At 51.0% G+C, this 12,923-nt stretch carries 8 protein-coding genes; 7 read left to right on the forward strand and 1 reads right to left on the reverse strand.

All coding sequences use genetic code 11. From position 1 onward, the window contains the following. The first annotated feature begins 7 nt into the window (after positions 1–7). From KDM87_RS00580 to KDM87_RS00595, 4 genes are all read left to right on the forward strand, one after another. A complete protein-coding gene (locus tag KDM87_RS00580) occupies positions 8–463 on the forward strand; it encodes a CoA-binding protein (RefSeq protein ID WP_230407531.1) in 456 nt (151 codons plus the stop codon). 3 nt (positions 464–466) lie between these two features. Further along, entirely contained in the window at positions 467–1,291 is an 825-nt protein-coding gene (locus KDM87_RS00585) for a PPK2 family polyphosphate kinase (RefSeq protein WP_212677309.1), read from the forward strand. Positions 1,292–1,728: 437 nt separating this feature from the next. Continuing rightward, positions 1,729–2,820 carry a uroporphyrinogen decarboxylase gene (gene hemE, locus KDM87_RS00590; protein ID WP_212677310.1) on the forward strand — a complete coding sequence of 364 codons (1,092 nt, stop codon included), beginning with the start codon at positions 1,729–1,731 and terminating at the stop codon, positions 2,818–2,820. A gap of 493 nt (positions 2,821–3,313) precedes the next feature. Continuing rightward, entirely contained in the window at positions 3,314–5,350 is a 2,037-nt protein-coding gene (locus tag KDM87_RS00595) for a primosomal protein N' (RefSeq protein ID WP_212677311.1), read from the forward strand. 155 nt (positions 5,351–5,505) lie between these two features. Here the strand turns inward: KDM87_RS00595 and KDM87_RS00600 are convergent, their stop codons facing one another. Beyond that, positions 5,506–10,968 (reverse strand): fibronectin type III domain-containing protein, encoded by a 5,463-nt coding sequence (locus KDM87_RS00600; RefSeq protein ID WP_212677312.1) that lies wholly within the window; start codon positions 10,966–10,968, stop codon positions 5,506–5,508. A 362-nt stretch (positions 10,969–11,330) separates the two neighbouring features. On the opposite strand from KDM87_RS00600, the gene KDM87_RS00605 reads away from it, so the two are divergent. Genes KDM87_RS00605 through KDM87_RS00615 form a run of 3 tightly spaced genes read left to right on the forward strand, consistent with a single transcriptional unit; the run spans position 11,331 to position 12,910 of the window. Next, positions 11,331–11,840 (forward strand): phage tail protein, encoded by a 510-nt coding sequence (locus KDM87_RS00605; protein ID WP_212677313.1) that lies wholly within the window; start codon positions 11,331–11,333, stop codon positions 11,838–11,840. 10 nt (positions 11,841–11,850) lie between these two features. Then, a complete protein-coding gene (locus KDM87_RS00610) occupies positions 11,851–12,384 on the forward strand; it encodes a phage tail protein (protein WP_186884078.1) in 534 nt (177 codons plus the stop codon). A 10-nt stretch (positions 12,385–12,394) separates the two neighbouring features. Continuing rightward, positions 12,395–12,910: a phage tail protein gene (locus KDM87_RS00615; protein ID WP_212677314.1), complete on the forward strand. Its 516-nt coding sequence runs from the start codon at positions 12,395–12,397 to the stop codon at positions 12,908–12,910. Positions 12,911–12,923: the final 13 nt, after the last annotated feature.

Here is a 12,923-nt window from a genome sequence, read left to right on the forward strand (position 1 = left end):
AGCACGGATGAATTCAGTCATGATCAACGACCCCGACGCAATTTCCACATTACTTAAATCAAGCAAAAATATTGCTGTTGTTGGCCTGTCTCCAAAGCAACATCGTGCCAGCTATATGGTCGCGGCGTATATGCAAGCGCATGGCTACCGGATTATTCCCATCAACCCGGGTTATGCGGGGGACTTGATCCTTGGTGAATTTTGCTATCCAGATCTGCTTGAGGCGAGCCGTGAACATTCCATCGATATCGTTGATTGTTTCAGGAATGCCGACGATATTCCGCCGATCGCCGAACAAGCGATGACAATAGCTGCGACATATCTGTGGATGCAATCGGGTATAGTCAATGTCGCCGCAGCGGCAGCATTACAATCGGCGGGCGTATTTGTGGTGATGGACCGGTGTTTAAAAATTGAACACCAAATTCGTCCCAAGCTTTTCTCTGAAACATCAAACAGGTAATTTATGACGGTTGCAGATCAATTCCGGGTGAAATCAGATTTTGTTTTAAAAGAGACCGACGCTAATCGTAAGGTGCTGGGTGCGGCAGTGACCGCGCAACCTGATGCGAAATCTGTCGACAAACTTCAGACCTTTAATCTTGCTGAAAAGATTGCAGATTTGCAAAATGTCTTTGTCGCTTCCAAAGGGCCGAAATTACTAGTCATTTTGCAAGGAATGGATACTTCCGGGAAAGATGGCACAGTCAAAGGCGTATTCGGACAGATTAATCCGCTGGGTGCGAGAACGGTGGCATTTAAAGCACCGAGTCAGGCCGAAAAAGACCGTGACTATTTGTGGCGCATACATCAGGAGGTTCCGGCGAAAGGTGAAATTGTCATTTTTAACCGCAGTCACTATGAAGACGTGTTGATCAGCAAGGTGCACGGCTGGATTGATGACGCAGAATGTGTCAGACGCTATGCGCATATCCGGGACTTTGAACGCATGCTTGCAGAGACGGGAACGATCATTCTGAAGTTTTTTTTGCACATCTCTAAAGCGGAACAAAAGCGCAGATTGGAAGAACGCTTGGCTGATCCTGACAAGCACTGGAAGTTTGACATGCAGGATCTGGCTGAACGCAAGTACTGGGACGCCTATCAGCGTGCTTACGAAACAGCAATCTGTGCCACTGATAGTGAAACTGCGCCCTGGTACGTCATTCCTTCTGATTCCAAGACGCAGCGTAATCTGGCTATCGCCAGTATTGTTCTGGAAAAACTGGAAAGTATGAAACTCAAATTTCCACCGGCTAATCCGGATTACGCAAAAATTAAGGTCGAATAATCCATGCCAGGGTAATAACTTCCTTTTGCTCTGAACCCAGAAAAACAAGCGTAGCAACGAGCTGGAATGCATGCAGTGTACGGGGAAGTAATTATTTTAAAATCTCGTTGACAAGCGGACTTATGCACAAGCTATTAGAAACATGTTTTCGAAGAAATTTTTCTTTATAGCAAGCGATTAAAAATAAATTCAATGAAATCAATAGGTTGAAGGCATATTTTGTTAACTGTATTTAACAATCAAAGCTAAATACTAAAATAGATAAAGCTATCCACAAAGTTATCCACAATTTATATTCATGGTATTACGCTCCTGTTGAGTCAATTGCGCAAGATCAGATGCCGTTCGATGCAGCTTAGGCGATAATGTAAGCTATTCCGAGATTTGCAATGTTTTCCGCATCTTCACAAAATTAAAACAGTGTTCTGAAAGTCAACATGTCCCACAATTTTGCTCCACTCAAAAACGATACCTTCATCAAAGCTCTGCTGCGCCAGGAGACTGAATATACGCCATTGTGGCTGATGCGCCAGGCGGGACGCTATCTGCCTGAATACCGCGCTACGCGCAAAGGCGCAGGTTCGTTTATGAGTCTGGCAAAGAATCCACAGTTCGCGACGGAAGTCACTTTGCAGCCGATAGATCGCTTTGCGTTGGATGCGGCTATCCTGTTTTCCGATATCCTGACCGTACCGGACGCGATGGGGCTGGGTCTTTATTTTGAAGAGGGCGAGGGACCGAAATTTGAACGGCCTTTAAAAGAAGAAAAAGACGTTCTGGCATTAAAAGTCCCTGAAGAAGGTAGCCTGCAATATGTATTTGATGCCGTGACGCAGATCCGCACCGCGCTTGATGGTCGCGTGCCACTGATAGGCTTCTCGGGCAGCCCGTGGACACTGGCTTGCTACATGGTGGAAGGGCAGGGCTCACGTGAGTTCCACACGGTAAAAACCATGCTGTATAAGCGCCCTGATCTGATGCACCACATTTTGCGGGTCAACGCGGATGCGGTTGCCAGCTATTTAAACGCACAAATCGATGCCGGGGCGCAGGCAGTGATGATTTTCGATAGCTGGGGCGGCGCGTTGGCGGATGCAGCTTATCAGGAGTTCTCGCTGAGCTACATGCAGGACATCGTCAATAAATTGCAAAAAGAAAAAGATGGAAAACGTATCCCGGCTATTGTCTTTACCAAGGGTGGTGGCTTGTGGCTGGAAAAGATTGCAGCCATCGGTGCGGATGCTGTTGGTCTGGATTGGACCGTCAATCTTGGACAAGCGCGCGCCCGGGTCGGTGATAAAGTCGCGCTGCAGGGCAATCTTGATCCCGCGATTTTATTTGCGGAACCAGAGCAAATTCGTCAGCAGGTGATACAAACACTGGATAGTTACGGTACCCCTGCGGTGGGTCACGGGCATGTATTTAATCTTGGCCATGGAATTTCACAATTTACCTCACCGGATTCCGTGAGTGTCCTGGTCGATACTGTGCACGAATACAGTCGTAGCCAGCGCCAAAAAGTAGCATAAGTGCTGGATCTTGATACTCAGATTTTGACTTTGCACTTCGAATAGGCATAACAAAATGGATAGAAAAGCAGGCATTTAAAACGTCAATCAATTGACGTTGCCTGTTTTTGCTGATCAGCCCAGCATGTTGCTTTGCAAAACCTTGTATACATGCCCTTTTCAAGCCCAAAAACGATGGAAAACCAAGCCGTATAACGAGATATTGTGTAAAGACAAGCATAATTTATCTTACTTATGCACAAATTCAGGGCAATTGAAAAAAACTTTAAAAAATATTTTTAAGTAAGCAAATGATTTTCCTAACTCATTGATTTTAAATGATAAATTAATTTGCCTTCAGAATAAGCATTCTGTTGAAACCCGCGTAAACCTTAGCAAAAAGCGATGTCAATAGACCTTTACCCACAAAGTTATTCACAGAAATTGTGGATAACTGGCAAACTACTCATAAAATCAATGCTTAACGTTATTTTTTACGACAAAAACTAGACACGTGAACGCCATTTTCCTGCGTGTCGCGTTAGATACACCGCTTGACACTTTCTTTGATTACCGCTGGGTTTCCTCGTCAGAAGAGACGAATGCATACGAGCCGCCACGCGTAGGGCAATTGGTATTGGTACCGTTTGGTCGCCAGGAAATCGTGGGCATTATTGTTGATATAGTAGAAACAACAACAGTGCCCGCAGATAAGTTGCGCGATGTGATCGCTGTACGCGATGCGCTTCCTGCTTTGAACGCTGAATGGCTGGCGTTGATTAAGTTTGCGGCAGACTATTATCAGCGCCCTCTGGGTGAAGTCGCATTACCCGCCTTACCTAAAAATTTAAAAGTCGCCAAAACCGTTTCTCTGGACAGGGCGCTGAAGAAATTAGGTAAATTATCTCTTTCGCAAGATGCCACTGTGCAAGCCGCTCCGGCACTCAATGCTGAGCAACAGGCGGCAGTCAACGCAATAACTCAGACCCGGAAATTCACTCCTTATCTCTTGTTTGGCGTCACAGGAAGCGGAAAAACAGAGGTGTACCTGCAGTCTGCCGCCAAAATTCTCGCGGAGTCGGCAACTGGGCAGATATTGATTCTGGTACCGGAAATTAATCTGACACCGCAATTTGAGGCGCGCATACGCGATCGCTTTCCCGGCTTACACTTGTCAACCTTGCATAGTGGTATGGCCGAGGGCGAACGTTTGCTCCACTGGCTGGCGGCGCATCAGGGACAGGCTCGCATCGTATTAGGGACGCGTTTGGCAATGCTGGCGTCAATGCCCGATTTAAGACTGATCATCGTTGATGAAGAGCACGATCCGTCATATAAGCAACAGGAAGGCTTGCGTTATTCCGCGCGTGATCTGGCGATCTGGCGCGCACATCAATTGCGGATCCCGGTTGTGCTCGGGTCGGCGACACCATCTCTGGAGAGCTGGCATGGCGCACAAAGCAGACGCTATCGCTTGTTAGAGTTGCATGAGCGTGCGGTCAAAGATGCGGTGTTACCGGTTGTTAAAATCGTCAATCTGGAGCGGGAAAAACCCAGTGAAGGTTTAACTCCGCGATTAATTTCCGCGATACGTCGGCGTTTAGAGAAGGGTGAGCAGTCACTACTATTTCTGAATCGGCGCGGCTATGCACCAGTTCTGGCCTGTGATGCCTGTGGCTGGATCAGCAATTGCACGCGTTGTACCGCCAATCTGGTGTTGCACAAAGGTGATCATCGTTTGCGTTGTCATCACTGTGGGCTGGAGCAACGTATCCCGCGTTCTTGCCCGACGTGTGGCAATATTGATTTACAACCGCTGGGTCGCGGCACGCAAAGACTGGAAGAAACGCTGGCAAACATTTTCCCGGAAGCAAGGGTATTTCGCATCGATGCTGATTCGACCCGTCTGAAAGGCAGTGCAGCCGCCGCCTTTGAACGCGTCCACGATGGCGAGGTCGATATTCTGATCGGAACGCAGATGGTTGCGAAGGGACACGACTTCAAGCGCCTGACCCTGGTCGCAGCATTGAATCCGGACGCCGCTTTGTTTTCCCAGGATTATCGCGCCAGCGAGCGCTTGTTTGCACAACTGATGCAAGTATCGGGGCGCGCCGGCAGAACTGCGCAGAAAGAGGGCGGCAGTATCTCTGAGGTGCTGGTTCAGACCCGTTACCCTGATCATCCTTTGTATCACGCGTTGATGGCGCACAACTATCAGAGTTTCGCGACCGATTTATTGCAGGAACGCCAGCAGGCGCAACTGCCGCCGTTTATGTATCAGGCTTTGTTACGTGCAGAGGCGCGGGAATTAGTGACGGCGATAGAATTTTTGCAGCAGGCTGCAAGTTGTACCTTACATACCGGCATCACGATCAATGATCCGATTCCCATGACCATGACCAGAGTCGCGAATGTCGATCGGGCGCAATTATTGGTTGAATCGGTCTCGCGCCCGGCATTGCAGGCGTTCGTTAAAGAATGGATAGCGACTTTGCGGGCAATGAAGAGCCGCGTGAAGTGGTCGGTAGAAATTGATCCTGTGGATATCTGAAGCGGACTTTCCCCGACGATGATGCGATTGAAAATCGATCGCCAGTGTTTCATCAGATTACCGCTGAGCAGGCGTTCATGTTCAGCCGCCACAAAGAAAAAGCCCCCGTTATTGCTAACGGGGGCTTTTATTTAAAATACGCTTAACTCAATGCATCAGAAGCCGAAGCGTAAATCCAGTCGGAAGCTGTTGTTACGATAAGCGTTTGCGCCCATCGAACCCAGCCACGCGAAGTTTGCCTGGAAACCCCGGCGGTTTTTGAAATTCAGCCCTAATCCTAAAGACTGAACATCTTCCGGAATACCTGTCACGATCGCGTTATACGTTGGACCATTCACGCCCATGTCAGTGTAGTACACGGCTTGATTCACATCGCCGCTGGTACGGTGTGACAGTTGCAGCTTCAGTGAAGGCGTTACCTGACCGCTGGCAAAGAAATAGTCTTTAAAGATATCCAGGCCACCAGTGACGGTGGAATTGGTAAAGCTGCTATCTTTAAAGGTTAATGCCATCGGACTGCCTTGTTCTGAATAGCTGTCCAGTTTTACATTGATCACATCAACGCGGCCAAACGGATGCACACGGAACTGTTGCAGAATCAATTCGCGTGTCAGGCTAAGTGAACCGTAAATGACCTTACCTTTGCGGTCACCAGACAACATGACATTATTGTCACCGTCCCAACGGCGATTGTCGTAGCTCACATGACCGGCACCAAGTACGCCATCAATAAACCAATGTTTCTCTGGTTTGTAAGTTGCATACAGCGAGCCAGACCATTGTTTTGCTTTACTTTCACTACCAAGATTATCAAAAGTAGCGTTGTCTTTAGCGTAGCCTAACGAGCCACCGGCAATCAACTTAGAATTGACCATTACGTCCATACCCAGCGTTAAACCTGCACTGGAGAATTTAGTACGAGAGCCATCCTGTGCATCCAGAGAGCCGACGTCGATATTACCCGCAGTCCAGAAACCTGCCGGCATACCGGCAATCCGTGGAACATCATCGCTGATGACCGGTTCCTGATCTGCTTCCTCGTCTTTCGCAATGCGTTTTTCTTTCTGATGGGCCGTACCGTCCTGAGCAAATGGCGCTCTTGCGCGGCGTTGATTTTCCGCAGTTTTCACTGTTCCGAATTCTCCGGCAAGAACATCTTTCTCTTGAGTGCCACTGAAATTATCCAGAATTTTTCCACCGACCAGGCGCAAAGTATCCAGATACGGCACATTCAGACCCGCCCCGAAACGGTTACGGATATTAAAGTCACTATGCAGAATCTGTACGTGGTTATAGATGTTGCTCATCTGAGCCACAGTAAAGCGTTGTGTTGTCGTTGCTTGCGAAACGATATTTTGTTTCACCAGCGGATTGCTTACCGGATCAGGTCGGGCATTGACGTTCACAACAATGGCACCACTGGTGGAGCTGGCCAGATTGGCATCACCAGAATACACCACGGTCAGATTGTGGCTGCCGACGGCGAGAGTACTGGTCGTCAGACTTGCAGCGCCCGCACTGAGATTCACTTTCGCGATCAGAGTCGTGCCATCCATAAAACTGGCGGTTCCCGTTGCCGCGCCTGGATTAACCGTCGCGGTCAGATTAACGCTTTGTCCTAACATAGGATTCAGCGAGGAACTGGCCAGCGTGACGCTGGATGTCGCCATACTCAGTATCTGGATACTGACCGTTGCCGTTGCTGCACTGTAGTTGGCATCTGCTGCCTTAGTCACTGTGACGACGCAGGTTTCTGCAACACTGCCTGCAGTAACCACATTGCCAGCGACTGAGCAAGTACCCGTTGTGACTGCAGTACTGATGGCGCCGGTACCAGAGCCGCCAGTTGTGGTCAGTGTTGCTGTACCTGTCACCTTAAAGATGCTTGATTTATCGCTGACGACTCTGAGTGTCGCTTGCGCATTTTTACCAACCGTCAGCACGTAAGTCTGCGTTGCCTGAGCATTCACCCCTGCGACTGCTGCTTGCGTCGCCGTGATCGTACTCGTACCGGCGCTGACAGTAGTGATTGCGCCATTTGCACTCACGGTAGCCACGGCAGTGTTTGAACTGCTGTAACTGATCGCTCCGTAACTACCACCCGTCAGGGTTGATGTTGCAGGATTAGTCAGCGTACCTCCCATCACGACCGTTGCTGCATTTGGTGTGGTGAAACTCAGGATACCAACCGGCAGAGGTGCAACTGTCAGTGTATAGGTTTGTGTCGCCTGGTCGTTCACACCAGGCACAGCAGCTTGCGTTGCCGTTATGGTGCTTGAGCCGGGGCTGACCGGTGTCACGACACCGGCCGCATTCACCGTTGCCACTGCATTATTCGAACTGCTGTAACTGATGGCACCAAAGCCGCCACCGCTCAAAGTTGAGGTTGCAACGTTTGTGAAGCTCGAACCCATCGTGACGAGTGCTGCGCCCGGTTTGGCAAACGTCAGCACGCCAACTGGCAAAGGACTGATGGTGAACGATTGAGTCGCCGTTGCCGCTGCTGCGAAGTTCGTGTTACCAGCTTGATTAACATTGATGGTACAGACACCCGCAGAGATAGAGGACACAACACCTCCCGGGGTTACTGAGCAAACACCGGGTGTTGATGATGTGAATGTGACCGTTAAACCGGAAGAGGCGCTGGCTGTCAACGTCAATGCCGTACCGAGAGTCTGTGTACCGGGATTGCCAAACGTGATGGTCTGAGGTGCTTTTGGCGTGACTGCGGTAGATGCCGTCGATGCCGCGCCAGTACCTGCCAGATTGGTTGCCGTCACTGTGAAAGTGTATGGCGTTCCGTTTGTCAGGCCAGTGACGACCAATGGGCTGGTCGCACCGCTAACAGACGCACCACCGGGGCTCGCAGTGACCGTGTAACCTGTGATCGCGCTACCACCATTAAATACCGGTGCAGTAAAGGCGACAGACACTTGGGCGGCTCCGGCAGTGCCTACGGCACCGGTAGGCGCACCAGGTACAACAGGATTTACGGCAAATGTTCTGCTGATCGTCGTTGCTACCCCATAAGTGCCATCTCCGGCCTGATCCGCATTAATTATACAAGTGCCAGTCGTGACGAACGTCAACGCACCACCGGAAGTAATAGTACAGACACCGGTTGTTGAGGAGGTGAATGTTGGTATCAGACCGGAAGAAGCCGTAGCGGACAAGGTTGGTGTTGTACCAAAAGCCTGACCACCGGGAGGGTTAAAGGTAATGGTTTGCGCTGCCTTAGGCGTCACTGCCGTGGATGCGGTAGACGCCGTGCCAGTACCTGCCAGATTGGTTGCCGTCACTGTGAAAGTGTATGGCGTTCCGTTTGTCAGGCCGGTGACGACCAATGGGCTGGTCGCGCCGCTGACATTCGCACCACCGGGGCTCGCAGTGACCGTGTAGCCCGTGACGGCGCTGCCGCCGTTGTAAGCTGGCGCTGTAAAGGCCACGGATACTTGTCCACCTCCGGCTGTACCAACGGCACCGGTTGGGGCACCTGGAACAGTCGCATTAACCGCAAATGTTCTGCCGACGGTAGTCGCTGCCAGGTATGTGCCGTTACCAGCCTGATCGGCGTTAATCGTACAAGAGCCTGCCGTGACAAACGTCAACGCACCACCGGAAGTGACTGTACAGACCCCTGTTGTTGTGGAGGTGAAACTCACAGCTAAGGTGGAACTGGCGGTTGCCGTCAAGGTCGGTGTCGTGCCAAAAGTCTGTGCACCGGGAGGGTTAAAGGTAATGGTTTGTGCAGCTTTAGGCGTGACTGCAGAAGACGCCGTGGATGCCGAACCGGAGCCAGCCGAGTTTCTGGCGGTCACAGTAAAAGTATAAGCAGTTCCGTTTAACAGACCAGTGACGTTCAGCGGACTGGCTGCACCGGTAGCCGTGGCTCCGCCGGGGCTGGCAGTGACTGTATAGTCAAGAATAGCGCTGCCGCCATTGGAAGCTGGTGCGGTGAAGGCGACGGAGACCTGAGTGTCTCCTGGTGTACCCACCGCAGCCGTTGGTGCTCCCGGAACAATGGCGTTGACAGTAAAAGTTTGTGGAACCGTTGCTGCTGCTGAAAAGGCAGCATTACCAGCCTGATCGGCATTAATCGTACAAGAGCCTGCTGTAACAAACGTCAACGCGCCACCGGAAGTGATCGTACAGACGCCGGTTGTCGTTGATGTGAATGTCGGTGTCAGACCAGAAGAAGCCGTAGCTGTCAAGGTCGGTGTCGTGCCAAAAGTCTGTGCCCCGGGAGGGTTAAAGGTAATGGTTTGCGGTGCCTTAGGCGTGACTGCAGAGGACGCCGTGGATGCCGAACCGGAGCCAGCCGAGTTTCTGGCGGTCACAGTAAAAGTATAAGCAGTTCCGTTTAACAGACCAGTGACGTTCAGCGGACTGGCTGCACCGGTAGCCGTGGCTCCGCCGGGGCTGGCCGTGACCGTATAGTCAAGAATAGCACTGCCGCCATTGGAAGCTGGTGCGGTGAAGGCGACGGAGACCTGAGTGTCCCCGGCGGTGCCGGCCGCTGCCGTTGGTGCTCCCGGAGCAATGGCGTTGACAGTAAAGGTTTGCGGAACCGTTGCTGCTGCTGAAAAGGCAGCATTACCAGCCTGATCGGCGTTAATCGTGCAAGAGCCTGCCGTGACAAACGTCAACGCACCACCGGAAGTGATCGTACAGACGCCGGTTGTCGTTGATGTGAATGTCGGCGTCAGACCAGAAGAAGCCGTAGCCGTCAAGGTCGGTGTCGTGCCAAAAGTCTGTGCGCCGGGAGGGTTAAAGGTAATGGTTTGCGTTGCCTTAGGCGTGACCGCCGTGGATGCGGAAGACGCAGTACCAGAGCCATTGGCATTTCTTGCCGTGACCGTGAAAGTGTAAGCCTGCCCATTGGTCAGACCAGTGACGTTCAGCGGACTGGCCGCGCCGGTAGCAGTAAAGCCGCCGGGACTTGATGTGACGGTATAGTCAAGAATGGCACTACCACCATCGGAGGCGGGGGCCGTAAAGGCAACCGACGCCTGCGCATTTCCTGCTGTAGCGGTAACACCTGTTGGTGCGCCGGGAGTTGCAGCCGGAATGGTGACAGTTGCAGTTTGCAAAACCACATTGCCATCATAAAACTGGAAGGTATCAGTGGTATTCGATAAGCCAGCGGGAATGGAATAATAAAAAGCGCTGAAATCGTTGGGGCCACCATTGTTTGTCGAGTGAACAAACATATTGTTCGACCCTTTGGCGCTGGATTGAAGCATGATCCCCGCGCTGGTTGTGACGCCGGTGTTATTACTATTACTGGAGCCGTCGGCGTTCGACAGACCAAATACGTCGGCATTGCCGCAATTGGTGCTATCTGCTGCCGAAAATGAGTACTTGTACCTTGCAGGCTGTCCGGCGTATTGACTGTTTGCAGCCTCAAAAGTGACCTGTCCCCCAGCCGCAGCGGTAAAACTGATATTACAAGCGGCAGACGCTTGCCCATAGGCCAGCAAGGAAAAAATCAGCAGCATCAGTTGGACTAAGCTGCGCAGCATCTGTTTTTGTAAGGTGAATAAAAGCAGGCTGCACCATGCGGGATAGCGCATTCTTTCTGCCTGGCTGGCGGGATCATGGCTGGGATATATCGTCATTTTTTCCTCGGGGATGTTCCGTGTTGATTGACTGGTAATAGGTGATGCCGATTGGGATTGAAATATGCTGAAGCAGAGAATCGGATTGCTGATAGTTGCCCAAAATAAACTTTTTCTTGACAAAAAGTGATTTATTAGGCAATTATCAGCGACGGTAATATTTTAGCCACATTGCACAAAAAAAAGGCAAATTAAAAAATGAATTGCCTATAAGTGTGTTCTTTTCGCCTCCTTAGTCTGAATAGATGATTGACGAAAATTTATTTTGAGCGAATTATGGTTGTTGTAAAAAAATAAAAATTGCCAATAGTGGTCAGTGTCAGCACTTTTTTAACCGTCAGCACCTCTTTAAGGAGAAAACTGTGGAGCCGTTTTTAGGTGAGATTAAGATTTGCGCTTTTCCATTTGCGCCGAAAGGCTGGGCATTCTGCAATGGTGCCTTAATGAGCGTGCAACAGAATAATGCGCTGTTTGCATTGCTGGGTGTGCAATATGGCGGGGATGGACAGAATACTTTCGGATTACCGGATTTACGCGGGCGCGTCGCGGTGCATAGGGATGGCAGCACCTATATACAAGGTCAAACCGGTGGTCAGGAAACGGTTGCTCTGCAGGCCGCGAATTTACCGCCGCACAATCATAATGTGGTGGTGGCCAGTTCGCCTGCGACTACCCCGCGTGTCGGTAGTGCAGCGCTGAATGTATTGGCGGCAACGGCGACCAACATCTACGGTACCCCCACTAATCTGGTCGCAATGGAAGCTGGCATGACCTCGACAATAGGTGCCGGCGCTGCGCATGAAAACATGCAGCCATCACTCGTCATCAATTACATCATTGCCACTTCCGGCATTTTCCCATCCAGAAATTAAGGAGAACAGAATGGCAGATCCTTTTGTTGGCGAAATTCGTTTGTTTGCAGGCACCTACGCGCCACAGGGCTGGCTAGCGTGTGATGGTAGTCAGATTCAGATTTCAGAGAACGAGATCCTGTTTACATTATTGGGCACCACCTACGGCGGCGACGGCGTCCGCACATTTGCTTTGCCCGATCTGCGCAATCGCCTGCCCGTCGGGCAGGGTACCGGTCCGGCTCTGTCGCCACGCACCATGGGGCAGACATTTGGGGTGGCAAGTGTGTCACTGACACAAGCGCAACTCCCTGCGCATAGCCACACGATACAAGGCAGTGCGGATAATGCCACTATTGGTGTTCCCGGACCGACGACGGTGTTGGCAACGCTGGCCAGCGGTACTTTGTACGACTCTGGCGTGCCAAATCCCACGCTGGAACGCAAGCTCAGTCCACAATCGATCCCTGTTGTTGGCGGTAGTCTCCCGCATAGCAATCTGATGCCCACAACGGCACTGAATTACATCATCGCAACGGTCGGCATTTACCCGCAGCAAGCTTAAGGAGAACAGAATGGCAGATCCATTTATCGGAGAAATCCGCGCGTTTGGTTTCAACTTTGCCCCTTATCAATGGGCATTCTGTGACGGCGCGCTGGTACCTATCCAGCAAAATTCAACCTTGTTCTCGATTCTTGGCGTCAATTATGGCGGGAATGGCACCTCGACTTTTGGCTTGCCAAATTTAATGGGGCAGGCCGTGATTGGCGCGCAAAATAATCTGGTAGGTGAGCAGCAAGGCGAGAATGCAGTGAGTTTGACCTTGAGCGAAATGACCACGCATACGCATGATATGGTTGTCAATGCAAGCCAATCCGCATCGGCAGGCCCGGGCGGTCATTTAGTTTCCAAGCTGGCAAGCGGCAATTTGTATGCTGCCACGACCGATACGTCTGCACCGACGCTGACAATGCTGTCACCACAGGGCATCAGTGTTGTCGGTCAGGGGACTGCGCATGAAAATCGTCAGCCTTTCAGCGTGCTGAATTTCTGCATTTCATTGTACGGCGTGTTTCCGCAGCGTCCTTAAATTCTGGCCAGAG

It is taken from the genome of Cognatundibacterium rivi, assembly GCF_018139565.1.
Lineage (GTDB): Bacteria > Pseudomonadota > Gammaproteobacteria > Burkholderiales > Burkholderiaceae_D > Undibacterium > Undibacterium rivi.

Excerpts from the sequence above, each read along its gene's own strand:
- KDM87_RS00585 (WP_212677309.1), top strand. The coding sequence starts at position 467 with ATGACGGTTGCAGATCAATTCCGGGTGAAATCAGATTTTGTTTTAAAA.
- KDM87_RS00580 (WP_230407531.1), top strand. The coding sequence starts at position 8 with ATGAATTCAGTCATGATCAACGACCCCGACGCAATTTCCACATTACTT.
- KDM87_RS00615 (WP_212677314.1), top strand. The coding sequence starts at position 12,395 with ATGGCAGATCCATTTATCGGAGAAATCCGCGCGTTTGGTTTCAACTTT.
- KDM87_RS00600 (WP_212677312.1), bottom strand. The coding sequence starts at position 10,968 with ATGACGATATATCCCAGCCATGATCCCGCCAGCCAGGCAGAAAGAATG.
- hemE (WP_212677310.1), top strand. The coding sequence starts at position 1,729 with ATGTCCCACAATTTTGCTCCACTCAAAAACGATACCTTCATCAAAGCT.
- KDM87_RS00610 (WP_186884078.1), top strand. The coding sequence starts at position 11,851 with ATGGCAGATCCTTTTGTTGGCGAAATTCGTTTGTTTGCAGGCACCTAC.